The 24,462-nt window shown below is 70.2% G+C and carries 19 protein-coding genes; 12 read left to right on the top strand and 7 right to left on the bottom strand.

Annotated features, from left to right (window positions below; genetic code table 11):
- Positions 1–80: 80 nt before the first annotated feature.
- Entirely contained in the window at positions 81–413 is a 333-nt protein-coding gene (locus ACFVTC_RS22395; protein WP_329526620.1) for a hypothetical protein, read from the top strand.
- A gap of 67 nt (positions 414–480) precedes the next feature.
- On the opposite strand, the gene ACFVTC_RS22400 is transcribed toward ACFVTC_RS22395, so the two are convergent.
- A complete protein-coding gene (locus tag ACFVTC_RS22400) occupies positions 481–4,032 on the bottom strand; it encodes a S41 family peptidase (RefSeq protein WP_390129614.1) in 3,552 nt (1,183 codons plus the stop codon).
- A gap of 206 nt (positions 4,033–4,238) precedes the next feature.
- Here ACFVTC_RS22400 and ACFVTC_RS22405 point away from each other — a divergent pair, with 206 nt between their 5' ends.
- Complete coding sequence (locus ACFVTC_RS22405; RefSeq protein ID WP_153290098.1) at positions 4,239–4,826, top strand: TetR/AcrR family transcriptional regulator; 588 nt, start codon at positions 4,239–4,241, stop codon at positions 4,824–4,826.
- Between the two features lie 137 nt (positions 4,827–4,963).
- Positions 4,964–7,183, top strand: a complete 2,220-nt coding sequence (locus tag ACFVTC_RS22410) for an MMPL family transporter (protein ID WP_390129616.1) — start codon at positions 4,964–4,966, stop codon at positions 7,181–7,183.
- Between the two features lie 34 nt (positions 7,184–7,217).
- On the opposite strand, the gene ACFVTC_RS22415 is transcribed toward ACFVTC_RS22410, so the two are convergent.
- The gene (locus tag ACFVTC_RS22415; protein ID WP_390129618.1) at positions 7,218–7,574 is read right to left on the bottom strand and encodes an SsgA family sporulation/cell division regulator; all 357 of its coding nucleotides are present in this window, start codon (positions 7,572–7,574) and stop codon (positions 7,218–7,220) included.
- Positions 7,575–7,889: 315 nt separating this feature from the next.
- Here ACFVTC_RS22415 and ACFVTC_RS22420 point away from each other — a divergent pair, with 315 nt between their 5' ends.
- From ACFVTC_RS22420 to ACFVTC_RS22435, 4 genes are all read left to right on the top strand, one after another.
- Entirely contained in the window at positions 7,890–8,939 is a 1,050-nt protein-coding gene (locus ACFVTC_RS22420; protein ID WP_390129620.1) for an energy-coupling factor ABC transporter permease, read from the top strand.
- Between the two features lies 1 nt (position 8,940).
- Entirely contained in the window at positions 8,941–9,702 is a 762-nt protein-coding gene (cbiQ, locus tag ACFVTC_RS22425) for a cobalt ECF transporter T component CbiQ (RefSeq protein WP_390129622.1), read from the top strand.
- A complete protein-coding gene (locus tag ACFVTC_RS22430; protein ID WP_390129624.1) occupies positions 9,690–10,469 on the top strand; it encodes an energy-coupling factor ABC transporter ATP-binding protein in 780 nt (259 codons plus the stop codon). Before cbiQ ends, ACFVTC_RS22430 begins: the two co-directional genes overlap by 13 nt.
- Before the next feature lie 352 nt (positions 10,470–10,821).
- Entirely contained in the window at positions 10,822–12,027 is a 1,206-nt protein-coding gene (locus ACFVTC_RS22435; protein ID WP_390129626.1) for a serine hydrolase domain-containing protein, read from the top strand.
- A gap of 354 nt (positions 12,028–12,381) precedes the next feature.
- Here ACFVTC_RS22435 and ACFVTC_RS22440 read toward each other — a convergent pair whose 3' ends face one another.
- Positions 12,382–14,052, bottom strand: coding sequence for a penicillin-binding transpeptidase domain-containing protein (locus ACFVTC_RS22440; RefSeq protein ID WP_390129628.1), 1,671 nt, complete (start codon positions 14,050–14,052; stop codon positions 12,382–12,384).
- A 96-nt stretch (positions 14,053–14,148) separates the two neighbouring features.
- The gene (locus ACFVTC_RS22445) at positions 14,149–15,777 is read right to left on the bottom strand and encodes a penicillin-binding transpeptidase domain-containing protein (RefSeq protein ID WP_390129630.1); all 1,629 of its coding nucleotides are present in this window, start codon (positions 15,775–15,777) and stop codon (positions 14,149–14,151) included.
- A 411-nt stretch (positions 15,778–16,188) separates the two neighbouring features.
- Here ACFVTC_RS22445 and ACFVTC_RS22450 point away from each other — a divergent pair, with 411 nt between their 5' ends.
- Positions 16,189–16,422 carry a hypothetical protein gene (locus tag ACFVTC_RS22450; protein ID WP_390129633.1) on the top strand — a complete coding sequence of 78 codons (234 nt, stop codon included), beginning with the start codon at positions 16,189–16,191 and terminating at the stop codon, positions 16,420–16,422.
- 132 nt (positions 16,423–16,554) lie between these two features.
- On the opposite strand, the gene ACFVTC_RS22455 is transcribed toward ACFVTC_RS22450, so the two are convergent.
- Positions 16,555–18,603 carry a PA14 domain-containing protein gene (locus tag ACFVTC_RS22455; RefSeq protein ID WP_390129634.1) on the bottom strand — a complete coding sequence of 683 codons (2,049 nt, stop codon included), beginning with the start codon at positions 18,601–18,603 and terminating at the stop codon, positions 16,555–16,557.
- Positions 18,604–19,321: 718 nt separating this feature from the next.
- Between ACFVTC_RS22455 and ACFVTC_RS22460 the strand changes: the two genes are divergently transcribed.
- From ACFVTC_RS22460 to ACFVTC_RS22475, 4 genes are all read left to right on the top strand, one after another.
- On the top strand, positions 19,322–20,335 hold the full coding sequence (locus tag ACFVTC_RS22460) for an aldo/keto reductase (protein ID WP_390129636.1): 1,014 nt from the start codon (positions 19,322–19,324) through the stop codon (positions 20,333–20,335).
- Positions 20,336–20,383: 48 nt separating this feature from the next.
- Positions 20,384–20,803 carry an SRPBCC family protein gene (locus tag ACFVTC_RS22465; RefSeq protein WP_390129638.1) on the top strand — a complete coding sequence of 140 codons (420 nt, stop codon included), beginning with the start codon at positions 20,384–20,386 and terminating at the stop codon, positions 20,801–20,803.
- 496 nt (positions 20,804–21,299) lie between these two features.
- Positions 21,300–21,710 carry a DUF6924 domain-containing protein gene (locus tag ACFVTC_RS22470; RefSeq protein WP_390129640.1) on the top strand — a complete coding sequence of 137 codons (411 nt, stop codon included), beginning with the start codon at positions 21,300–21,302 and terminating at the stop codon, positions 21,708–21,710.
- 140 nt (positions 21,711–21,850) lie between these two features.
- Positions 21,851–22,573, top strand: a complete 723-nt coding sequence (locus ACFVTC_RS22475) for a hypothetical protein (RefSeq protein ID WP_390129641.1) — start codon at positions 21,851–21,853, stop codon at positions 22,571–22,573.
- 4 nt (positions 22,574–22,577) lie between these two features.
- Here ACFVTC_RS22475 and ACFVTC_RS22480 read toward each other — a convergent pair whose 3' ends face one another.
- A complete protein-coding gene (locus ACFVTC_RS22480) occupies positions 22,578–23,798 on the bottom strand; it encodes a tyrosine-type recombinase/integrase (protein ID WP_390129644.1) in 1,221 nt (406 codons plus the stop codon).
- A gap of 73 nt (positions 23,799–23,871) precedes the next feature.
- Entirely contained in the window at positions 23,872–24,114 is a 243-nt protein-coding gene (locus ACFVTC_RS22485; protein WP_390129646.1) for a helix-turn-helix domain-containing protein, read from the bottom strand.
- Positions 24,115–24,462 lie beyond the last annotated feature (348 nt).

Genomic DNA, 24,462 nt, shown 5'->3' on the forward strand with positions numbered 1-24,462 from the left:
TGATCGAAATGCGTGCGTAGTGTCCCCGTGTAAGTCTGGTCGAGCCCGATCCCCTCACCCACACATGGGAGTGAAACAGCATGGGCAAGAAGGACCAGATGCAGAACAAGGCGGAGAACATGAAGCAGCAGGGCAAGAAGAAGATGGACCAGGAGATCAGCGAGCCGGGACGGCGTTCTCCGCAGCAGCCCGGTCAGCACTCCCCGCAGGGGACGGGTCACCGGGCCTCGCAGGAGGGCTCGGCCCAGCGTTCGCCGCAGGCGGCGGGCCAGCGTTCCGCGCAGGGCTCGGCGCAGGGCTCGGCCCAGCGTTCGGCGCAGGGCTCGGCGCAGGAGCGCGACCGCTCCATCCCGGAGAACGAGCGTGTGCGTCGTGAGGCGCAGGACCGCTTCGACGAGGACCACGACGCCTGACGTCGGACGTCCGCTTGAAGTCTGAGTGGGGCGCCCCGACTTCGGGGCGCCCCACTCGGCTGCGTGCTCAGCGGGTGCGTGGCGGCAGCTTCGGACGAGTCCGGTCCGGTACGTCCGAGAGATCGGGCGGGGCGGCCGCCGAGTGGGTGCTGAGCAGATCCAGGGCCAGTTGGATCGCGGTGTCCATCTCGGCGTGACGGCCCTCCGCCCAGTCCAGCGGGGTGCGCAGGACCTCCAGGTCGGGGGCGACACCCCGGTTCTCGACGGACCACCCGTACGCGTCGAACCAGGCCGCGTTCATCGGGACCGTGATCACCGTGCCGTCGCCGAGCTGGTGCCGGCCGGTCATGCCGACGACTCCGCCCCAGGTGCGCTGGCCGACCACCGGACCGAGCCCGAGCAGCTTGAAGGCGGCCGTGATCATGTCGCCGTCGGAGGAGGTCGCCTCGTCGGCGAGGGCGACCACCGGGCCGCGCGGAGCGCTCGAGGCGTACGACACCGGCTGGGCGTTGCGCGTCAGGTCCCAGCCCAGGATCGTGCGCGTCAACTTCTCGACGACGAGCTCGCTGATGTGGCCGCCCGCGTTGCCGCGCACGTCGACGAGGAGCGCCGGGCGCGAGACCTCCAGACGCAGATCCCGGTTGAACTGGGCCCAGCCCGAGCCGCCCATGTCCGGGATGTGGAGGTAGCCGCAGCGGCCACCGCTCAACTCCCTGACCACCTCCCGGCGTTTGGCCACCCAGTCCTGGTAGCGCAGCGGCCGCTCGTCGATCAGCGGCACCACCGCCACCCGGCGCGAGGGTCTCTCGCCCGTCGGGGGGACGAACGTGAGCTCCACCGTCGTACCGCCCGCACCCGCGAGCAGCGGGTACGGGCCTGTCACCGGGTCCACCGGGCGGCCGTCGATATGGGTGAGCACCGCACCCTCGCGGATGCCGGTGCCCGCCAGCGGTGAACGGGCCTTGGAGTCGGAGGAGTCGCCGGGCAGGATCCGCTTCAGGGTCCAGCAGCCGTCGCGCCGGACGAAGTTGGCGCCCAGCAGGCCCTGCCAGCGCTGGTAGTGCCCGGGTCCCTCGTTGCGGCGGGCGGCGGCGACGTAGGCGTGCGAGGTGCCCAGTTCACCGAGGACCTCACGCAGCAGGTCCGCGAACTCGTCCGGGGACGCGACCCGTTCGACCAGCGGGCGGTACTGGGCGAGCACGGCGTCCCAGTCGATGCCGCACATGTGGGGTTCCCAGAAGTAGGCGCGGATGATGCGGCCCGCCTCGTCGTAGGCCTGGCGCCACTCGGCGGGCGGGTCCACCTCGTGGAGGATGCGGCGCAGGTCGATCCAGACCGTCGAGTCGCTGTCGCCGGGCTCGGTGGAGGGGACGGCGCGCAGCTCGCCCTCGTCGACCACGACCAGCCGGGAGCCGTCGCCGCTCACCGCGAACCAGTCGAGGTGGCCGACGAGTTCCGACTTCTTCGCCTTGCTGATGTTGAAGTACTCCAGGGTCGGGCGCCCCGAGGTGTCGTCGGGGTTGGCGAAGGTCTCGCCGAGCGCGCCCGAGATCGGCCAGCGCAGCCACACCAGCCCGCCGCCCGCGACCGGGTAGAGCGCCGAGTACTTGGAGGCGGTGACCGGGAACGGGGTGACCCGGCTCTCCAGTCCCTCCAGTTCGACACTGACCGCGCCGTCGGCGCCCTCGTCCTCGACCGGGTCCAGGCCCCCGGCGACCGGCCGCCCGTCGGGGTTCAGGGCGAAGGGGGATGGGGTGGCGGAGGAAAGGGGGACGAGGTACGGGCGACAGCCCAGCGGGAAGGAGAGATCCCCGGTGTGGACGTCGTAGACCGGGTCGAAGCCGCGCCAGGAGAGGAAGGCCAGATAGCGGCCGTCCCTGGTGAAGACCGGGTTCTCGTCCTCGAAGCGCCCGTTGGTGACGTCGACGACGAGCCGGTCCTTTATCCGCGCCATCTTGATCTGGCGCAGGGAGCGGCCGACCCCCGGGTGCGACCAGGTCAGCCAGGCCCCGTCCGGGGAGAAGGCGAGATCCCGGACCGGTCCGTTGAGGGACTGGATCAGCTCGGTGACCTCGCCTCCCCCGCTGTTCACCCGGCCGGTCCCGCGGGATTCCTCCGTCGCCTCCACGCCCCCGCCCTCGGTGGCCCCCGCCGTCTCCGTCCCCGTCTCCGTCCCCGTTTCCGTCCCCGTCTCTGCGGCCTCTCTCGCATCTCCTGCCGCCTGTACCTCCTCTGCCGCCTGTACCTCCTGTGCCTCCCGTGCCTCCTCCGCCGCTTCTGCCTCCCCTGCCTCCCCTGCCTCCTCCGTTTTCTCCGTCTTCTCTGTCTCTGCTGTCTCTGCTGGTTCTCCCGCATCCTCCGTCGCGTCGAGAAGCAGCAGCCGTCCGTCGTTCGAGGCGATCGCGAGCCGGTCCCCCTGGGGGTCCGCCACCAGCTCCAGTACGCGGCCCAGCTCGCCGGAGGCCAGCCGGCGCGGCTCGCGCGAGCCGGAGGCGCGCGGCAGATAGGCGATCTCGACGGCGTCCTCGCCGTCCGCGTCGGTCACATAGGCGACCTGGCCGCCCGGACCGAGCATCTCGGGGAGCCGGACCCGTACCCCCGGGGTGTCGGCGATGGTGCGGGCGGGCCCGTCGCGGTGGGTGAGCCAGTACAGGCTGCCGCGCACGACGACCGCGCCTGCCCGCCCCGTCTCGTCCACGGAGATGGCGTCCACGTGCTGGGCCGCGGGCACCTGGTAGGGGCGTCGGCCCGCGCGCTGCCCGCCGAGGCGGACGTCGAGACGGCGCGGGAGCGAGTCGGGGGACAGGTCGTCGACGATCCAGAGGTCCCCGGCGCACTGGTACACGACCCGGTCGCCGTCGCTGGAGGCGTTGCGTGCGTAGAACGCGTCGTGGTCCGTGTGCCGGCGCAGGTCGGAACCGTCGTACGCGCACGAGTACAGGTTGCCGATGCCCTCGTGGTCGGAGAGGAACGCGATCCGGCCGCCGACGAACATGGGGGAGTCGAGGTGGCCGTCGATACCGGCGAGCAGGCGCTGCCCGTGCAGCCAGAGCCGGCCCATGGCGCCGCCCCGGTAGCGCTTCCAGGAGGCGGGATCGTGCGGTGGGGTGCCGGTGAGCAGCAGGGTCCTTCGTTCGCCGGCGATGTCGGCTACCGCGATGTCCGCCACCGGCCCCCAGGGCAGGTTGCCGCCGGGGTCGCCGTCGGTCGGGACGCTGTGGGCCCAGGTGAAATAGGAGAAGGGCTGCCCGTGCGAGGCGACGGCGAGGATGTCGCCGTCGGGGGACCAGCCGCAGACCCGGGTGTCCGCGCTGCCCCAGTAGGTGAGGCGGCTGCCCGGTCCGCCGTCCACCGGTACCAGATGGATCTCCGGCACATAGCTGCGCCAGCTCGTGTACGCGATGTCTCTTCCGTCGGGGGAGAAGCGTGGGTGTCCGACCTTGGTCCGGTCCACGGTGAGCCGCCAGGCCCGCCCCGGGCCGTCCAGCGGTGCCACCCACAGATCGTCCTCGGTCACGAAGCACAGCCGGTCGCCGCTCAGGTGCGGGAAGCGCAGGTAACCGGATGCGCGGTCGGTGGTGTCCTTGTCCGCGGTCGCCTTCTCGTACTCGTCGCTCACCTCCCCATGCTTTTCCCCTCGGAGGGCCCCGGCAACTTGTGCGGGGAACGCGCCCGGCGCGGGGCGCGCGTGACCCAGCACACGTACGAAACGGTTTCGTTTCGCTCGCGCCCGGGGTATCTTGAAACACGTACGACGACGAAGAAGATGCCGTACAACGATGACGTACAGAACCGAGTCGTTCTGAGCGGGAGATGGTGAGTGGGATGACTGAAGCCGCAACGGTGCGTCGCAGTCGGATCACGCCCGAGCGCGAGGCCGAGCTGTACCGGGCCGTGCTCGACCTGCTCAGGGAGGTCGGCTACGACGCCCTGACCATGGACGCCGTCGCCGCCCGCACCAAGTCCAGCAAGGCCACGCTCTACCGTCAGTGGGGCGGCAAGGCCGAGCTGGTGGTGAAGGCGCTGCGGCACGAGAAGCCGAGCGCCGGCGACGTCGACACGGGATCCCTGGCGGGCGACTTCCACGCGTTGGTGATGCGTGAGGACGACTGCCGGATGGAGCAGAACTCCGCGCTGATGCGGGGTCTGGCCATGGCACTGCACGGGAACCCCGATCTTCTGAAGGCCTTCCGGGAACTGATCATCGAACCGGAGACCGTCGAGCTGCGCCGCGTACTGGAGCGTGCCGTCGCCCGGGGTGAGATCCGACCGGACAACCCCGCGCAGGAGTACGTGCTGCACATGCTGATCGGTGCCTTCGCGGTGCGCGGCGTCATCGACCAGCGGCCACCGACCCGTGCCTTCCTCACCTCGTACGTGGATGCCGTGATCCTCCCCGCACTCGGCGCCTGATCCCGCACAACCCCGGGACGAACCCCCGTATCCGTACCTGACGCGACCGCTCACGTCGTCGGGCTGATCTCCCCTGCCCCCACCGGGTGACCTCACCAGCCCCTGCCACCCCACGACCTGACCGGGAGTACGCCCTCGTGGCCACGTTCCTCTACAAACTCGGCCGACTCGCCTTCCGGCGACGGCATTTCGTCGCCCTGATCTGGGTGGCGCTGTTGACGCTGGCGGGAGTCGGAGCGGCCAACGCCCCCGTCGCCGGCGCCAGCTCCTTCTCCATACCCGGCACCGAGGCGCAGAAGGCCTTCGACCTGCTGGAGCAGCGCTTCCCCGGCATGAGTGCCGACGGGGCGACCGCGCGCGTCGTCTTCAAGGCGCCCACCGGCGAGAAGATGGCGGACAAGGCCAACAAGGCGACCGTCGAGAAGACCGTCAAGGCGCTCGAGGACGGCTCGGAGGTCACTTCCGTCACCGACCCGTTCAAGGCCAAGGCCGTCAGCAAGAACGGTTCGATCGCCTACGCGTCGGTGAAGTACAAGGTCTCCGGCATGGAGCTGAAGGACTCCTCGAAGAGCGCCCTGGAAGCGGCCGCGCAGCAGGCGCGGGACGCCGGGCTGACCGTCGAGGTGGGTGGTGACGCGCTCCAGGCCACGCCGGAGACCGGTTCCACCGAGGTCATCGGTATCGCGATCGCCGCCGTCGTCCTCGTCATCACCTTCGGTTCGCTGATCGCCGCCGGGCTGCCGCTGCTGACCGCGCTGATCGGCGTCGGGATCGGCGTCTCGACCATCACCGCCCTCGCCAGCGCACTCGACCTGGGCACCACCACCTCCACGCTCGCGATGATGATCGGCCTCGCGGTCGGTATCGACTACGCGCTGTTCATCGTCTCCCGCTACCGCGCCGAACTCGCCGAGGGCCGCGAGCGCGAGGAGGCGGCCGGGCGGGCCGTCGGCACGGCGGGCTCCGCGGTGGTCTTCGCGGGCCTGACGGTCGTGATCGCGCTCGTCGGCCTGTCGGTCGTGAACATCCCGATGCTGACGAAGATGGGCGTCGCGGCGGCCGGCACGGTCGCCATCGCCGTCCTGATCGCGCTCACCATGATCCCGGCCCTGCTGGGCTACGCGGGCCGCAAGGTCCAGCCGGCCGGCCAGAAGAGCAGGCTGCTGGGCGGCGGCCGTGCCGCGAAGAACGCGGGCCGGCCCAACATGGGCACCCGCTGGGCGAGCTTCGTCGTCCGTCGTCCGCTCGCCGTCCTGCTGCTCGGTGTGGTCGGCCTGGGCGCCGCCGCGGTGCCGGCGGCCTCGCTGGAACTGGGTCTGCCCGACGACGGTTCGCAGCCCGCCTCGACCACCCAGCGCAGGGCCTACGACCTGCTGTCGGACGGGTTCGGCCCCGGTTTCAACGGCCCCCTGATGCTGGTCGTGGACGCCAAGGCGAGCGACGACCCCAAGGGCGCGGTCACCCGGGTGGCCGACACGGTCAAGGACCTCAAGGGCGTCGTCTCGGTGACTCCGGCGACGTACAACAAGCCCGGGGACACCGCGATGATCACGGTGATCGCGGACTCCAAGCCGTCCTCGGTGACGACCGAGAACCTGGTGCACACCATCCGTGACGCGGGCGGCGACATCAAGGCGGACACCGACGCCCAGGTGCTGGTCACCGGCAGCACGGCGATGAACATCGACTTCTCGCAGAAGCTCAACGACGCGCTGGTCCCGTATCTGGCGCTGGTGGTCGGTCTCGCCTTCCTGCTCCTGATCGTGGTCTTCCGCTCGATCCTGGTCCCGCTGAAGGCGGCGCTCGGCTTCCTGCTGAGCGTGATGGCGGCGCTCGGCGCGGTCGTCGCGGTCTTCCAGTGGGGCTGGCTGGCGAACCTCATCGGCGTGGAGCAGACCGGCCCGATCATGTCGATGATGCCGATCTTCATGGTGGGTGTCGTCTTCGGTCTCGCGATGGACTACGAGGTCTTCCTCGTGACCCGGATGCGCGAGGCGTACGTGCACGGGGAGAAGCCCGGCCAGGCCATCGTGACCGGCTTCAAGCACGGCGCGCGGGTGGTGACGGCCGCGGCCGTCATCATGATCGCCGTCTTCTCCGGCTTCATCGGTTCCAGTGAGTCGATGATCAAGATGATCGGCTTCGGTCTCGCGATCGCCGTCTTCTTCGACGCGTTCGTCGTCCGCATGGCGCTCGTCCCGGCGGTCCTGGCACTGCTCGGCAAGAAGGCATGGTGGCTGCCGAGGTGGCTGGACCGGGCGCTGCCGAACGTGGACGTCGAGGGTGAGGGGCTGCGCGGGCTGGGCGACGGACGCCCGAAGAACGAGGACGACGACCGCGAGCTGGCGCGGGTCTGACCGGCGCGGGTCCGACCGGCGCGGGTCCGACCGTTCAGTGAGCCACCGGGGTGGCGGCAGTGTAGGTACGGCGCAGGAAGCGCATCAGGGCTTTCGAGTCGACCTGCACGACCGCCACCCCTTTGGGCGAGTGGAACTCCATGACCGCCTGCACCCGGCCGCAGGGCCAGACACGTACGTCGCCGTTGCTGACGGGGACTCGGAGGCCCTGCTCCAGCAGCTCACGGGGGAAGACCCACTCGTGCGGGCCGGGCAGGGTGATGCGCACCTGACGGGAGTCGGTCTCGGGATCGTAGTGGAAGGCCACCGGAACAGCTCTGCCTTCGTCCTCGGGGGAGTCGGCCGTGTCCGTGACGATATGGGCGCGTGCGTACTGTTCGACGGCAGACATGAACCGACTCCTTACGCTGCGTGACCTGTGCGGAATCTATGAATCCGTCACCTTTCCAATGTCCCACATTCCGTGGATTCCGCTCTTGGGCAACCGCGTACCCCAGTGGGGCCCTCGTGACACGGCCCTGTGGGACAGGACACGTGACGGGACGCGCTGCGGAACGTGCGACGGAACACGTGAGAGGGCATGCGACGGGGCACGTGAGGGGACGTGCGGCCGTTGCACGCGGGCGGGGCGTGTGGCGAGCCTCTCGGCTATTCATGAGTGCCTCGCTCTTGCAAGTCGTTCGCAACAAGGCACTATCATCGAACGGTGCATGTGCCTGACGGATTCATCAACGCCCCGGTCTCCGCCGCCACCGGACTGGTCGCCGCCGGCGCCGTCGCGGTGAGCCTGCGAGGCGCCCGCCGCGAACTCGACGAGAGGACCGCGCCGCTGGCCGGTCTGGTCGCCGCCTTCATCTTCGCCGTACAGATGCTGAACTTCCCGGTCGCGGCCGGGACCAGCGGACATCTGCTCGGCGGCGCACTGGCGGCGATACTCGTCGGCCCCTTCACCGGGGTCCTGTGTGTCTCCGTGGTCCTGCTCATGCAGGGCATCCTCTTCGCCGACGGCGGCCTCACCGCGCTCGGCGTCAACATCACCGACATGGCGATCGTCACCACCGTCGTCTCCTACGCCGTCTTCCGCGGCCTGCTGAAGGTGCTCCCCAGGAGACGGCGCTCGGTCACCGCGGCCGCCTTCGTGTCCGCGCTGCTCTCCGTCCCGGCCGCCGCCGTCGCCTTCACCCTCATCTACGCGCTCGGCGGCACCACCGACGTCGCGATCGGCAAGGTCGCCACCGCGATGATCGGCGTCCACGTCCTCATCGGCATCGGCGAGGCCGCGATCACCGCGCTCACGGTCGGCGCGGTCATCGCCGTACGGCCGGACCTCGTGTATGGCGCGCGCGGTCTGCAACAGCGGCTCAAACTGCGGGTGGGCGGCGAACTGGTCGACGCGGCCGCCCCCGCCCTTCCCGCCGCCGCTCCGGTCTCCCGCCGCAAGGTGTGGATCGCCGGTCTCGTCACCTCCCTCGTCCTCGCGGGCTTCGTCAGCTTCTACGCCTCCGCCAGCCCCGACGGCCTGGAGAAGGTCGCCAAGGACCAGGGCATCGACCAGCGCGCCAAGAAGCACCACACCGAGGACTCCCCGCTCGCCGGGTACGGCGTCAAGGACATCTCCGACGCCCGCATCTCCGGCGGCCTCGCGGGCGTGATCGGCGTGGGCGTCACGATCGTCGCGGGCACCGGCGTCTTCTGGACACTGCGCAGGCGCCGAACGGCCGACGCGTCACCCGCCTCCCTCCCCGAAGGCGTCTGAGGTGGGCGCGGGCCACGCCCACCGGCTCTACCGGCACGGGCACTCACCGGTGCACGCCCTGCCCCCGCACACCAAACTCGCCGCGGCCTTCGCCTTCGTGGTCGTGGTCGTCTCGACCCCGCGCGAGGCGATGTGGGCGTTCGCGCTGTACGCCGTGCTGCTCGCGGCGGTCGCGTGGCGGGCCCGGGTGCCGGCCGGGTTCCTGCTCAAACGGCTGCTGATCGAGGTCCCGTTCGTCGCCTTCGCGGTGTTGATGCCGTTCGTCGCCGAGGGCGAACGGGTGGACGTCCTCGGCCTGTCCCTCAGCGTCAACGGCCTGTGGGGCGCCTGGAACGTGCTCGCCAAGGGGACGCTGGGCGTCGCGGCCTCCGTGCTGCTGGCCTCGACCACCGAACTGCGCGAACTGCTCCTGGGGCTCCAGCGGTTGCGCCTGCCTCCCCTCCTCGTGCAGATCGCGTCCTTCATGATCCGTTACGGCGACGTCATCACGGACGAGATGCGGCGGATGCGCATCGCCCGGGAGTCGCGCGGCTTCGAGGCGAGCGGAGTACGGCACTGGGGCGTCCTCGCCAAGTCGGCGGGCGCCCTCTTCATCCGCTCCTACGAGCGTGGGGAGCGCGTGCACCTCGCCATGGTGAGCCGGGGATACGCCGGTTCGATGCCGGTCATCGACGAGGTGACCGCGTCACGGGCGCAGTGGTCGTCCGCCCTCGCCCTGCCCGCCGCCGCCCTGCTCGTCTGCCTGTTGGGATGGACCCTGTGACCACTTCACCCCCGCTCCCGCCCTCGCTGGAAGTGGCCGGACTGGCCTTCGCCTACCCCGACGGCCACCAGGCGCTCTTCGGCGTGGACTTCACCGTCGGCCGCGGCGAACGCGTCGCGCTGCTCGGCCCGAACGGCGCCGGCAAGACCACCCTCGTGCTGCACCTCAACGGCATCCTGACCGGCGGCGCCGGGACCGTGACGGTGGCCGGACTCCCGGTGGACAAGCGGCACATGGCCGAGATCCGGCGCAAGGTCGGCATCGTCTTCCAGGACCCGGACGACCAGCTCTTCATGCCGACCGTGCGTGAGGACGTCGCCTTCGGTCCCGCCGCGGCCGGGATGAAGGGCGCCGCGCTGGAGGAACGTGTCCGCACGGCCCTGGAACAAGTCGGCATGGACGCCTTCGCCGACCGGCCCCCGCACCATCTCTCGTTCGGCCAGCGGCGCCGGGTGGCGGTGGCGACCGTGCTCGCGATGGAGCCGGAGATCCTGGTCCTGGACGAACCCTCGTCCAACCTGGACCCCGCCTCGCGCCGTGAACTCGCCGACATCCTGCGGTCCTTGGACGTCACCGTCCTCATGGTCACGCACGACCTGCCGTACGCGCTCGAACTGTGCCCCCGGGCAATGATCCTGAGCGACGGGGTGATCGCGGCCGACGGCAGGACCGGCGAACTCCTCTCCGACGACGGGCTGATGCGTACCCACCGGCTGGAACTGCCCTTCGGGTTCGACCCGCGTTCCGTGGCCATCGCCACCCCGTGACACCCGGCGCTCTCCGGACAGCGGGCGCTCTCCGGACAGCGGGCGCGTGACGAACCGGTGGGTCCGCCGGGCCGGCCTCGCCGACCTGCCCTGTTCCTGGTGCGCGGGGGTTGCCCGCGGTCGCTCCCCCTGGTGATCGCGGCCTCCACACCGGCCAGCACCTTGTGCGCGATGCGGTTGTGCGCTCCGGTGTTTCCGTCCTGGGGAGGTCCGCCATGATCGATAACGAGGTCCGCCCGTACTCGAACGCCACCCGGGACGACATCGAGGTCACGATCCTGCCGGGCCAGGAATCCGTGCCTTCGCACGAGTGTTGCAGCCACTGTCGCAGGCGAGTGGACGGAGTGCGGACGTGGACGTGAACGGCACAGTGGCCGAGGGCTTCGAGCCGGTCAGGGCGGCGTTCCTGCGCAACTTCGAGACACTCGGGGACCGGGGCGCGGCCGTCGCCGTGTACCGGGACGGGCGCAAGGTCGTCGATCTGTGGGGCGGCGCGAAGGACGCGACCGCCGCGGAGGGTGCTGACGGCGCCGGGGCCACCGGTTTCCCGGCGGACGCGGCGCCCTGGGAGCACGGCACCGCGCAGGTCGTGCGCTCGGCGACCAAGGGTGTGGCCGCCGCCGTCCTGCTGCTGCTCGCCCAGCGGGGGGAGCTGGACCTCGATGCCCCGGTGGGTCACCACTGGCCCGAGTTCAAGGCGCGCGGCAAGGAGCACGCCCTGGTCCGGCACGTGCTCGCGCACCGGGCCGGGGTGCCCGTGCTCGACCGTCCGCTCACCCCGGCCGAGGCGGCTGACCCGGACGTGGCCGCCGCCGCCGTGGCCGCGCAGACGCCGGCCTGGGAGCCGGGGAACGATCACGGATATCACGCGCAGACGTACGGCTGGCTGACGGGCGAGCTGGTACGCCGGGTCACCGGTCGCTCGATCGGCGCGTGGATCGCCGAGGAGATCGCCGGGCCGCTGGGACTCGACCTGTGGGTCGGGCTGCCGGACGCGGAGGCGGGCAGGGTGGGCCGGGTCGCCCCGATCGAGGCCCCCGCGGCGGACGGCGGCCTGCGGCTGCGCCCGAAGCGGGCGGTCTCCGAGGCGTACGCGGACCCCTCGTCGCTCACCCGCCGCGCCTTCGCCGCGATCACCCCGCAGCCGGACGAGAACGATCCCGCCTACCTGGCCGCCGTCCTGCCCGCCTCCAACGGCGTGGCGACGGCGGACGGCCTGGCCCGCTTCTACGCCTCGCTGATCGGGGAGGTGGACGGCGTACGGCTGTTCACGCCGGAGAGCGTCGCGCTCGCCCGCGCCGAACAGTCCGCGGGACCCGACCGCGTCCTCGTCGTGCACACCCGTTTCGGCCTCGGGTACATGCTGCACGGCAGCGCGTCCCCGCTGCTCGGCGACGGCTCCTTCGGACACCCCGGACGCGGCGGGTCACTCGGCTTCGCCGACCCCGGGTCGGGAATCGCCTTCGGTTACGTGACGAACGGCTTCCGCCAGAGCGTGACGGCCGACCCGAGGGCGCAGGCGCTGGTCCGGGCGGTCCGGACGGCGCTCGGGGAGTGAGCCGGGGCGCGCGGACCGCGGAGGGGGCGGGGCGCGAGGGATGCTCCGGCACCGCGCGGGCCGGGAATCCGGGCCGGGAGCAGCCTCGCTTCCTGCGCAAGGCGACGGGGCGCGGCGAACAGCACCGCGGCGGTGACCTGTGGGGTCACCGGCGCCGCTCGTTCACGTGCACCGGAGTGCGGTCCGTGGCCTAAGGGCTGTCCCGTAATCCCCGGTGGATCAGCGCGCGGCGTCAGATGCGGTGCATCGCAAGGCGGAGGGTCGTCCTCATACTGGGCGTATTCGGGCGATCCGACAACGCGGCGAGGTGCCGTAGCTGTCGTCGTGCGCCCGCCGGGGATTACGGGACAGCCCTTAGCTTCCCGCCTTGAGGAGCGCCGCCACGATCGGGCCCGCGGTGTCGCCGCCGTGGCCGCCCTGCTGGACCACGCCGGCCGCGGCGAGGTCACCCTTCCACGCGGTGAACCAGCCGTTCGGCTTGTTCTGGTTGTCGACCTCGGCGGAACCCGTCTTGGCGCCGTAGTCGGGGCCGAGCCCTGACATCGCCTCGGCGGCCGTACCGTACGCCGCCGTGTACTGCATGAGTTCGCGAAGCTGGGAGAGCGTACCCGCGGAGAGGGTGCGGGAGGCGGTGGCCAGCTTGCGGTGGTCCACGTCCGGCGACACCAGGTACGGCTGGTGGAACACGCCCGACTTGACCGTCGAGGCGACCGACGCCATGTTCAGCGGGTTCATGCGGACCCCGCCCTGGCCGATCAGCGAGGCCGCCATCTGGGCCTTCGACTGGACGGGCACCGAGCCGTCGAAGCTGGGGACGCCGATGGCCCAGTTGTTCATGCTCAGCCCGAAGACCTGCTGGGCCTGCTGCGTCAGGTCGGCGTTCTCCAGTTTCGGCGCCTGGCTGATGAAGGCCGTGTTGCAGGAGCGCGCGAAGCTCGCCTTGAACGTGCCGCCCTTGATCTCGAACTTGTCGTCGTTCTGGAACTTCCAGCCGCCGTACGTCACGTACTTCGGGCACGGGTGCGGCTTGTCCGCCGAGGCGAGCTTCTTGTCGATCAGCAGCGACGAGGTGATGACCTTCATCGTGGAGCCGGGCGCCAGGGAACCCTGGAAGGCGGTGTTGAAACCGTGGCTCTGGTTGGCGACCGCGAGGATCTCGCCGGTCGAGGGGCGCATCACGACGACCGACGCCCGGGTCTTCTTGGCGACCTGCTGCTCGGCGTCCGCCTGGAGGGCCGGGCTGAGGGTCGTCCGCACCGTGCCCGGGGTGCCCTCGCTGAAGGTCACCAGCGTCTTGTCGGGCGACTTCTGGGTGCCCTTCGTCGCGGCCTTGCGGACCACCCGCAGCTCGATGCCCGCCGTGCCGCCGGCGGTCTTTCCGTACTTCTCGCGCAGGCCGTCCAGGACCGTGCCCAGCGAGGGGTACTTGGCCGTGGTCAGTTCACCGCCGGCGCGGTCGAGCGCCTTGATGGGCGGAGTGCCCGCCGCGCCGGTGACCAGACGGTCGCCGTCCTGGAGGTCCGGGTGTACGACGGACGGCTTCCAGTCGACCAGCGCGACGCCGTCCTCGGCCCGCCGGGCGACGGTCAGTCTCGACTCGTACGCCAGCGGCTTGCTCGTGCCCTTGTAGGTGACCGTGGCCTTGACGGAGAACGGGACGGAGGCTCCCGACGGCCTGCCCGCCGTGACCGTGACGCCGGTGATGTGCGCGTCCTTGGTGTAGCCGGTCAGCACGGTCGTGGCGGCGCCGGCGTCGGTGGTGGCGGCGGCCGCCTTCGCGACCTGGCCGCTCTGCCAGGCGGTGAGGAACCGCGTGGACAGGGCGGTGACCTCGGCCGCCGTCGGCGGACCCGTCTTCACGGCCTTGTGGCCTGCGGTCGTCGACGACCGGTCCTCCGCCGACGCGCCGCCCCCGTACAGGCTGTAGGCGCCGAACGCCCCGCCGACGACGGCCACGGCGATCAGCCCGCCGACCACGGCGGGCTTCGTCTTCCGTCGCTCGGCGACGCGCCTTCTCTTCCCCACGGTTCCCGATCCTTTGCTGCTTCCCCTGGCCCCCGGTGCCCTCACGCTCCACAACGAGGGCTCTCAGCCTAGGGTCCCGTCCTGTGAAGGGTGACTTCAGCCGCCCGTTCGTAGCACAGCTGCGACGATCGGACCGGCCGCGTCCACACCGTGGCCGCCCTGCTGGGTCATCGCGGCGGCCGCGACGTCGTTGCGGTAGCCCGTGAACCAGCTGTTCGACCTGGACTGCGCGTCGACCTCGGCGGAGCCTGTCTTGGCGCCGATCCTGCCGGTGAGGCCGGCCATCACCTGGGCGGCGGTACCGCTGACCGCGGTGCGGTTCATCATCGTGCGCAGCTGGGCGACCGTGCTCGGCGGCAGTCCCTTGGCGGTGGCGATCTCACGGCCGTCGAGGCCGGGCGACACGATGACCGGCTGCCGGAAGACGCCGGTCATCGCGGTCGCGGTCACGGACGCCATGTTCAGCGGGCACATCTGGACCTGGCCCTGGCCGATCAGGTTGGCGGCGGTGTCGGGGCCGCCGGAGGCCGGAACGGAGCCGTCGAAGGACTCGATGCCGGTCTTCCAGTTGTTGCGGCCGAGGCCGAAGCGCTGCTCGGCCTCGTTGGTGAGCGAGTCGACCTTCACCGTGTCCGCGTACTTCACGAACGCCGTGTTGCAGGAGCGCGAGAAGCTGTCGGAGAGCGTCGCGTTCAGCTGGGGTGCCATGTTCGCCAGGTTGTGGAAGGTCTGGCTCTCCGAGACCGCGCTGTCGGGGCAGGTCGCGGGGCCGTTCGCCGTGGTGATGCCGTTGTCGATGAGCGTGGCCGCGCTGATGATCTTCATGGTGGAGCCGGGGGCGAGCTTGCCGAGGAAGGCCGCGTTGAAGCCGTCCGCGCGGTGGTTGGCGACCGCCAGCACCTCACCGGTGCTGGGCTTGACCGCGACCACGGACGATTCGGCGTACCGCGCGACCGCCTTCTCCGCGGCGGCCTGCGCGCTCGCGCTGAGCGTCGTGCGCAGCTTGCCCGGCTCTCCCTTGGCGAGGGTCACCAACGTGGTGTCGCCCGCGCCCTCGGTCGCGTGATGGATCGCCAGCTCGATCCCCGCCGTACCGCCCGCCTTGTCGCCGTACTTCTCGCGCAGCGCGTCGAGGATCGGGCCCAGCGAGGGGTACTTTTCCTTGGTCAGGACAACGCTGTTCCGGTCCACGGCCTCGATCGGCGGGCTCGCAGACTCGCCGGTGACCAGTGTGTCGCCCTCCTTCAGCTCCGGGTGGACGACCGACGGCTTCCAGTCGACCAGCGCCTTGCCGGTGGTCTCGCCGCGTACGACGGTCAGTTCCGAGTCGTACGCGAGAGGCTTGGACTTCCCCTCGAACGACACCGTGGCCTTCACGGAGAACGGCACGGACGCGCCGGACGGTGCGCCCGGTGTGATCCGCACGCCGGTGAGGTGGGCGTCGGCGCGGTAGCCGGCCAGCAGGCCCTCTGCCTGGCTCGCGTAGTTCGTGTACGTCGCCGCCTCGGCCGCGTCGCCCTTCGCCCAGGCCGCGAAGAACTTCGCCGAGGTCTCCTTGACCTCCGCGCCGCTCGGCGGCCCGCTCTTCACCGGAGCGGGCCCGCCCGCGCTCCCGCTCTCGCTCCCGTCGAGCGCGCTCACCACGTTGAACGCGCCGTATCCGGCGCCCCCCACCATCACGGCGAACACACTGCCGATGATGGCGGCCTTTGCCCCCTTGCGCATCGCGCGAAACCCTCCCCGTGAACCGCCCTCCCGAACTTCTGAACGCGTTCAGAAAAGTCGGTCTGCCTAGCACTGTATGCGTGAGGAGGGACGCGTGGGGTCTACATTCTCCGAATCGTTAGACCGGACCTCGGTCGCATCCTTGAACATCGGTCACGGATGAGGCGCTGCTGCCCGGGCCACTTCCCCCAGACCGGACCCGGGCCGCCCCAGGCCGCTTCCCGGGCCGCTTCCCAGGCCGTGCGAACGGTCCAGGTATACGATCGAAGGTGCGCGGCGAGTGGGGCGAGAGCCCGTGCGGCGTCCTCCCGAAGGGCTGCGCGTCCGGGGAGTGGTGAGCCGCCGCCCCTGACGCGAACCCGGGCGTCCGCCGGTCCCCGGCCCCGCCGAGGCGCCGTGCCGGGAGTAGTGATGACCAGTCCACACCAGATCGATCCGCGCGCCCTCAGCGACCCGCGCAACGTCTATCCGACCGACGAACAGTTCTACGCGCACGGCCGGCCGGCCGACCCCCTGCTGGCGGAGGACCGCCCGCGCGGCGGCAGCCCCGCGGCACCGCTGCACCACCGGGGGACGTGGGCGACCGTCGCGCTCGTCGCCGGCATCATCCTGTTGATCCTCGTCGGGATCGCCCTGTTCCCGTGACACCGCGGACGCACGGCGGCCTACCGAGGGCGAGATGAGGAGGGCGCGGCCGCGTGCCGCGCCCCCTCGCCACGTCCGCGCAGCCGGCGTCGCGGCGCCGGCTGCACGTTTCCAGCCACCTCCGTGCCAGGGCTAGACGCGGTTCTGGAAGACGCAGCTCCACGCGTGCGTGCCCACGACACCGCCGTCCGCGCGCACCGCCTCCAGCGTGTAGAAGTGCGTGGTCCCCCGCGCGGCCGTGGTGTCCGTGTAGGCGCGGGTCTCCGCCGGCAGCAGTCCGGCGTGCAGCGGCTCGTACGCCCGCGTGGCCGCGTTCCACCGGCTGACCCGGTAGCCCGCGACGGTGTCGCACTCAGCCGCCTTGTCGCACCGCCAGTTGATGGACGGCCCGGCCACGTCGGGTCCGCCCATGATGGTGTCGTGGCCGATGCTGCCGAGGTTCCAGTCCCGGGTGACCGTCACGGACGGCCGGAGGTCCAGCTCGGTGGCCTCGACGACCGTGATCCTCGGGTCGCTCGAAGGCAGGGCGTTGTCCCAGCGGTCCATGGCGACCACCGCGTACACGTACGTCTCGCCGTCCGGCAGGTCGCCGCAGAGGACCGCGAGCGGGTCGCTCGTGCCCTCCGTGCAGGAGGCGGAGCCGAGCCACTTGACCGTGCCGTCGGCCTGCCGGACGCCGGTCCGGGCCACATAGCGTTCGACGTCGTCCTCGGGTGAGGCCGCCCAGCTCACCAGCACGCCGTCGGCGCGCGGGGTGGCCTTCACGCCGGTGACCGGGCCGGGCGCGACGTGGTCGCCGGTGCGGACGACGAGCGGGGCGGACAGCGCCGACTCGTTTCCGGCCGGGTCCACCGCCGCGACCGCGTACGACACATAGGTGCCCGAGGGCATGTCCAGGTCGTGGCAGGTACCGCCGGTGCTGGTCTCGTCGCTCCCCCCGGCGCAGGTCACGCGGGTGAGCGCGGCCGGGTCGAGGGTCTTGCCGGGCGAGCGGTAGACGCGGTAGCTCCCGCCGTTGTCGAAGTCCTCGTAGAAGCCGTCGGGCTGCTTCCAGTTCACGTCGGTGTAGCCGGCGCGGACGACGGAGCCGAGGGAGGTCGGGGACTTCGTCCGGTCGACGCCGTCGCCGGTGACGGCGGCGTACGCCGACGGGTTGCCGAGCGCGTCGAGGGCGCGGACCCGGTAGTACCGGGCGGTGTTCACCGGTGCGTCGGTGCGGTACGACGTCGTGGTCGTCGTGCCCAGCAGCTCGAACGGGCCGGCGGCCGCGGAGGCGGCGTACACCTCGTACCTCGCGGCGTCGGCGCCCGCCCGCCAGGACAGGGTGGCCCACCACGCGTCGCCGGCGACCGTGAGACCGGTCGGTGCCGCCGGACCGGTGCGGTCCACGGTCGCAGCGGTGGCGTCGAGGCTGCCGGTGGACTCGCGGCCCGCCTTGTCGACGGCGCGGACCTCGTACAGGAAGGTCTGGCCCGTGGCGGGCGTCGCGTCCACGAAGGACGGGGAGGTGAGCAGCGCTGAGCCGCCGGCCCTCGCCCACTGGGTGGTGCTCAGCCGGCGGTACACGCGGTAGCCGGCGAGGTCCATCTCCTTGTTCGCGGTCCAGCGCAGGGTGGTCTTCGCGGTGTCCCGGTTGTACGTGGCGGTGAGCCCGGTCGGGGCGAGCGGCTTGACGGCGTCGACGGCGGCCTCGGTGCGCGGCGCGTACGTGAACCCGGCGTAGGCGAATCCGGTCCAGGCGACGTAGTCCACGCGGATCGTGTGCTTGCCGGCCGGGACGGTCAGGTCGACGGTCTTGCGGGCGGTGGTGGAGACGTTCTTCCACAGGTCGATCTTCCGCACGCCGTCGACGTAGACGCGCATGCCGTCCTGCGTGGCGGCAGAGAGCCGGAAGGGCCCGCCGGAGCCGAAGTCCCGGGTGAGGGACCAGCGGACGGAGAAGTTGTCCTTGGGCAGTGTGACGCCGGTCGGGTCGCCGTACCCGTAGTTCTCGCCGATGGCGGAGTCGCAGGCGGTCAGCTTCGGCGTGCCGCTGAAGGTGGAGTTGCCGTAGTAGTGCGCCGTCCAGACGGGAGAGGCGCAGGTCACGGCCGCGGAGGCCGGCGTGGCGGTGATCAGGCCACCGGTGACGGCGAGGGCGGCCGTCGCGGTCAACGAGGTCAACCGGGTACGAGTTGTCACAGAGAGTGGGACGCCTTCCGGACCAAGGAGAAACCTGTGAAAAAAGATGACGCCTGTGTGACCCATGAGGCGGGGTCAGGGTTGTCCCGCCCCCGCACCTTTTTCCGGACGTGCCGCGCGGTGCCCCGGGCCCCGGTCGTACCGGTGGACGTCAGCGGTAAGGGCGCGTCGGATTGCCGCGCCCTGTCACTACGCCTGCGCGGCCCGACCGGTGTTCGGCCACATCCGTGACCGGACATGCCTCAGACCTCAGTTGCCGCGACGCATCCCTCAAGATGCACTTCCAGCGAATCCGTGCCTAGGCTGGCAGGAGGCATGCGGGGGCCTCTGACCAGGTGCGATGCCACGGATCGTGGTGTTCGCCGATGCGCGGAGAGACTCTCTTCCCGAGGAGGATTCTCGGGAAGGTGCGGGTGGCGGCGTCATCGTCGCGTCGTCCGGTGAGCCTCCACGACCGGCCTCGGCCAAAGGCGAGCGATCAGTACTGCCGCCCCAGCCCTCTGCGGATCCCAGTCGTCGGCAGGAGTGTGCCCCGACTGCCCCGACACGTGTTCCGGACCGGAGGGCGGCGGGCTCCAGGTTCCTCGCTCCCCCCGCTTTGAGGCGCCCGGGGTGCGGCGCGGCGCTGGGCCATGGACGGCATGGACGGCATGGACGGCATGGACGGCATGGACGGTACGGACGGCACGGACGGCGGTTCGTTCAGGAAGGACATGTTGTGAAACTCGATCAGATTCTCCCGGCGCACATAGGGTTCGGTAGCGCACCGCTCGGAAACATGTTCCGCTCGGTTCCCGAGGAAGAGGCCGCGGCCACTGTCGACGCCGCATGGGAACAGGGCACGCGCTACTTCGACACCGCGCCCTTCTACGGCTCAGGGCTGGCGGAGATCCGTCTCGGGAACGCGCTCTCCGGCCGTCCGCGCGACGAATACGTCCTCAGCACCAAGGTCGGCCGGGTCATCCTGGACGAGGAGGAGGACCCGGCCGCACGTGATCTCGGCGAGAAGGGCAACCTCTTCGCTCATGGTCGCCCGAACAAGATGGTTCACGTGTGGACGGCCGACGCGACGAAGCGTTCCATAGAGGACAGCTTGAAGCGCCTGCAGACCGACCGCCTGGACATTGTGTGGGTGCACGACATCGCCCAGGACTTCCACGGCGACATATGGCTGGAGAAATTCGAGGAGGCCCGCACGGGGGCGTTCCGTGTGCTCACCGAGTTGCGGGACCAGGGTGTCATCAAGGCTTGGGGACTCGGCGTCAACCGCACCGAACCCATCGAAATCACGCTCGCGCTGGACGAGCCGCAGCCGGACGGGTTCCTGCTGGCCGGCCGGTATTCCCTGCTGGACCACGCGCACGCACTGCAACGGCTGCTGCCCATGGCGGAGGAACAGGGCGTCGGCATGGTCGTGGGAGGGCCCTACAGCTCCGGCATCCTCGCCGGCGGCACCCACTTCGAGTACGTCGCCGCTCCGCCCGAGATCGTGGCGAAGGTCGAGCGGTTGAAGGAACTCACCGACAGCCACGGCGTGAGCATCAAGGCCGCCGCCCTCCACTTCTCGCTCGCGCACCCCGTCGCCGAGGCGGTGATCCCGGGCGCGACCCAGCCCGCCCACACCATCGAGGACCATGCCGCGTTCAACGAGAAGGTGCCGGCCGGATTCTGGGCCGATCTGCGCGACTCCGGCCTGGTCAGCCCCCTGGCGCCGCTGCCGGACGGGGCATGAGCCCGGTCGCCCGTCTGCAGGCGTCCAACGAGTTCTTGGAGGAGCGACATGGCGTCCACATCGGTGAGCCGGGTCGTCCCGGCCTCTCCCGCACGCGTGTGGGAAGTCATCGGCGGGTTCGGATCACTGCCCGACTGGCTGCCGTACATCCCCGAAAGCACCTTCACGGAGGGCGGTCGCGTACGGCACCTAAAGAATCCCGACGGGGAAGTCATCGTGGAGCGGCTGATGTCGTTCGACGAGGAACAGCGGTACTACAGCTACCACATCCTGCAGGCGCCCTTCCCGGTCGTCGACTACCTGTCGACCCTGCGCGTCCACGAGATCAGCGACGACGAGAACGCCGCCGAGGTCCAGTGGTCCGGCCGCTTCGTCCCGGTGAGGGCCACGGATGAGGAAGTGGTCGACCTCTTCACCGGCATCTACCGCGACGGCCTGGACGCCTTGACCAAGACGCTCGGCGGCTGAGGGCTGTCCCGACCACTCTGCGGGGCGTGCTTTCGTGCCGCCCCGCCCGCCCCGTCCGCCCCGTCCGCCCCGCACGCCGCCAGGCGGCTTCGGTTCCGGGCGCCGGTCCGAAGACGACGTCCTCGCCAGTGCCACGCCGTCCGGGGGCGGCCGACGACAACCGTCAGCGGACGTCAACGACCAAGGGGGCGCGGCGGATTGCCGCGCCCCCCTCGCTACGTCTGTGCAGCTAGACCCACGTATCCAGCCACATCCGCGACCGCCACTGCTCTATCGGGATCGACGTGCCCGTGTACAGCGGCCAGAAGTAGATGAAGTCCCTGTATGGCGGACGGCGCGGCACCTGACCAGGCACTTCATGGGGGACGGGCGCACCAGTCAGCGCTCTGGGCCGTGTGTGGGCCGTGACAGCAGGTGGGGCGTGAGAGCGGACCACGGTTTCACGCCCTAGTGCTGTGACCGGATTGGTTCACCGGGTTAGCAGTAATGTCCGCGCATGAATCAGCTCCCCTGCACTTTGGAAGCCCTCGTTGTGCGCACCGACTTCTCGGCAGACGGTGCGTGGGACGCTCTGCGGGCGTCGCTCTTCTCGCCCAGCAAGGACGGTTTCTTGGCCAACGTCGCAGTCGTGGATGACCGGAGGCACGAGGGCTTGACATCCGACCAGGCCCTCGACTTGATCCCCGCGGAGTACCAGCATCCGCTTCTTGTTCTAGCGGACTCTGTAACCCTCGCCTCGACTGAACGGCCGCTCCTCGTGCTGGACCTGCAGGGTGAGCGTGGACGTGGTGTCCGCGTTGTGGCAGCCCAGCTGTGGAGCATTGAGAACAACCTCTCGGGAGCGAACATGGACTTCGAGGAGTTCGCCGGCGCCGTCGACGAGGACGGCGTCTTCCGAGGCTTCTGAGCCTCTTTGCCAACTCATGATCACCTCCACCGTCGGGCCGGACTAGGCTCCGACAGCGCTCTGTGGGTGGGGGGCGCGGCCGCACTGTGCTGAGGGGCGAAGTGAGACGAAGACGGGCTGTGGCAGGGGTATGGGCGGCTATGGCGATGCTGCTGCTCGTCGGGTGTCGTCCAGCGAAGGGCGCAACGGAGGACCGCGGCGCGGCTGCCGAGGATGGACTGACGTTCACGTATCACCGGCACTCCGGCGACGGCATGATCGATCAGACCCTCAGCATCCGCAACGCCTACATGTCCTCGGTCTCTCCTGTATTGGCGTTCACCGCGCTTGACCGGCACCGTCACCCGCTTCCAGGGGTACGGGTCCGAACCGTCTTCGGCAGTGACAGCGGCCGGTTGGAAGTTCCTTATGGGGTGGGTTACGACATCCTGCGCTTCTCCGGGTCTGGCGAGCACCAGGTCTTCGACGTTCGCGTCTCCGTTACTCGGGTGACCACCGCCAAGACCCAGGCCGACACTCTGCCCCCGAGTGCCGAGACGCTGGACGCGGCTGGGCGGGTTGTCAGCAAATTCTCGCGCTTCGCCGCCGTCCGCGTGACAAACCCTGAAGAATTCGCTGTTTCGGCGCGTATCGCCTACCTCGTTTACGACCAGCCGGCCGAGGGGGAGACGCAGCAAGCGGTCTTCGTGATCCCCATTGGAACGCTGGTCCGGATCCCTGCTCGCAGCATGGCGATCGTCGAGGTGACCGGCGACGCTGCCCGCGCCGTAGCCAAGTACTCCGGCGGCCCGGCGGTGAGCGTCAAGGCGTACAACTCCGAAGCGGTAGATGCGCCGGCGGGACCAGTCCCACCGGCGCTTTAGTCGGCTACCGGTACAGCCCATCTATCGCTTTCCGGGTGCGTCCTTCACTGCTCGGCATGAGATGCGTGTAGGTCCGGAGCGTGAACCCCGGATCGCTGTGGCCGAGGTACTGGCTTAGGGCCCGGATGTTCTCGCCGGCATCCAGCAGTACGGACGCGTAGAAGTGTCTGAGCGCGTGCATGCCGTCCTCAGGGGCCGACGCGTACCGCTCGCCTGCCTTCCGTGCCGGGATGATTCCTGCGGCGGCCAGAGCGGCCTTCCAGTGGTGGTCATTGAAGTTGCTCACGCGGACGTGGTTGCCTTCGACACCACTGAACAGCAGTTGTTTCGTCACGAGCGGGCCGTCCGGCGTACGCCAGGGGAGCGTCACATCGACCGGAGGGAACTCCTTGGCGTGGTCCCGGAGGGCGGCGCCCACGGCCTTGGGGAGCGGCACGTCACGCACCTTGCCCCCCTTCGGGAGCGCGAACACGTACTTGCCGCGGATGCGCTTGAGCTGGTGACCTACGGCCAGCCAACCGCCCTCGTAGTCGAGTTCGTCCTCCGACAGGCCGAAGATCTCTCCTTGCCTCAACCCGCACCCCGCTCCGGTGTCGACGGTGGCCCGGAAGCGCGGTTCGAGGGCGGCCCGCACGCCGAACGTCTGCGCTGCTGTCCACGGAATGACGCGCGGCTTGCCTGGCTTCGGAAGCTGCACCGTCCGGGCACGGCATGGGTTCTTGCTCAGGAGCCCGTCGTCGACCGCCGCGCTTAGCGCTGCCGAGACGGTGCCGACGATGATGCGGCGGTGGGATTCCGCCGGCACGGTGGCTTCCAGGGCAGCGATCCAGTCTCGGATGTGCTCGGGCTTGAATGACCCGAGCGGGCGAGTCCCGATGTGCGGATACGCGTGCAGGCGGAGTCGGCGCTCCGCTGCCTCCCGACTGTTGATCTCACCCGTGTGCGTCTTCACCCATCGCTCCGCGTACTGCCGGAAGGTGGTCCGTGCGGTCCGCGGGTCGACGTACTGGCCACGCGACATGTCAGCCTCGATGTGCGTGAGCCATTTCTCAGCGAGCCGCTTTTCCCTGTCTCGGAAAGACTTGCTCTTCTCGGTGCCGTCAGGGCCGACGTACCGGGCGCGGTACCGCAGGCCGGTGCCGTAGCGGTCGGATTTGACCTTGACGGTTTTGCCAGCGGGCGTGGTTTCGGTCTTGAACCAGCGGTCTTGAATGTGGCCTGCCATGCGGCGGCGTTCCCTTCTGGGCAAGGAGAAGGGAGGGCCACGGTGTGGCCCTCCCTGGTGAAGCGGTGTGACGTCAGGCGGCGGCCTGGTCGGAGTTCTTGCGTTGGGCGACGTAGGCGCGGACGTCGGTGGGGTCGTAGCGGAGGTGCTTGCCGATGCGGAAGCCGGGAGGACCGGTGCGCTTCTTGCGCCACTGGTAGACCGTCTCTTTCGGGACCTCGAACATCTCGGCGATGTCGTCGGGGGTGAGGTACCGGTCGGGCAGGCCGCTGCGGAGGATGCTTCGGGGGTCGGGTTGAGCGGAACGTCGGCTCATATGGGGCCTCGGCGTCGGGTTGGGTCGGGCTCGGAGGGTTCTCGCGGTGCGTGTGTGTCCGAGGTGCGGATTTCTGCGTCACCTGCGACACCTGCGTCATCTAGGTGCTCTGACCTGCGGTTTTTTGGTGACGCAGCGCGGCGGGGGTGCGTCATGGGTGACGCAGGCTGTCCGTCATGGGTGACGCAGGTGACGCGGGGTGACGCAGACTTTGCCGCTCTGCGTCACCGCTGTCTGCGCAGGTCAGGTGCCGTTTTCCGACCGTTGGTGACGCAGGTGACGCAGCGCTTCCTACTTAGGAAAAAGAGAGGGCGTGTCTGTGGTGGTGTGGTGCGGCTCAGAACGTGA

The sequence above is a fragment of the Streptomyces sp. NPDC057950 genome (genome assembly GCF_042887295.1).
Taxonomy (GTDB): Bacteria; Actinomycetota; Actinomycetes; order Streptomycetales; family Streptomycetaceae; genus Streptomyces; species Streptomyces kaempferi.

What these genes read in the sequence shown, in the direction of transcription:
- ACFVTC_RS22395 (WP_329526620.1), top strand. Translation starts at nt 81, where the DNA reads ATGGGCAAGAAGGACCAGATGCAGAACAAGGCGGAGAACATGAAGCAG.
- ACFVTC_RS22405 (WP_153290098.1), top strand. Translation starts at nt 4,239, where the DNA reads ATGACTGAAGCCGCAACGGTGCGTCGCAGTCGGATCACGCCCGAGCGC.
- ACFVTC_RS22415 (WP_390129618.1), bottom strand. Translation starts at nt 7,574, where the DNA reads ATGTCTGCCGTCGAACAGTACGCACGCGCCCATATCGTCACGGACACG.
- ACFVTC_RS22430 (WP_390129624.1), top strand. Translation starts at nt 9,690, where the DNA reads ATGGACCCTGTGACCACTTCACCCCCGCTCCCGCCCTCGCTGGAAGTG.
- ACFVTC_RS22445 (WP_390129630.1), bottom strand. Translation starts at nt 15,777, where the DNA reads ATGCGCAAGGGGGCAAAGGCCGCCATCATCGGCAGTGTGTTCGCCGTG.
- ACFVTC_RS22450 (WP_390129633.1), top strand. Translation starts at nt 16,189, where the DNA reads ATGACCAGTCCACACCAGATCGATCCGCGCGCCCTCAGCGACCCGCGC.
- ACFVTC_RS22465 (WP_390129638.1), top strand. Translation starts at nt 20,384, where the DNA reads ATGGCGTCCACATCGGTGAGCCGGGTCGTCCCGGCCTCTCCCGCACGC.
- ACFVTC_RS22470 (WP_390129640.1), top strand. Translation starts at nt 21,300, where the DNA reads ATGAATCAGCTCCCCTGCACTTTGGAAGCCCTCGTTGTGCGCACCGAC.
- ACFVTC_RS22475 (WP_390129641.1), top strand. Translation starts at nt 21,851, where the DNA reads ATGGCGATGCTGCTGCTCGTCGGGTGTCGTCCAGCGAAGGGCGCAACG.
- ACFVTC_RS22480 (WP_390129644.1), bottom strand. Translation starts at nt 23,798, where the DNA reads ATGGCAGGCCACATTCAAGACCGCTGGTTCAAGACCGAAACCACGCCC.
- ACFVTC_RS22485 (WP_390129646.1), bottom strand. Translation starts at nt 24,114, where the DNA reads ATGAGCCGACGTTCCGCTCAACCCGACCCCCGAAGCATCCTCCGCAGC.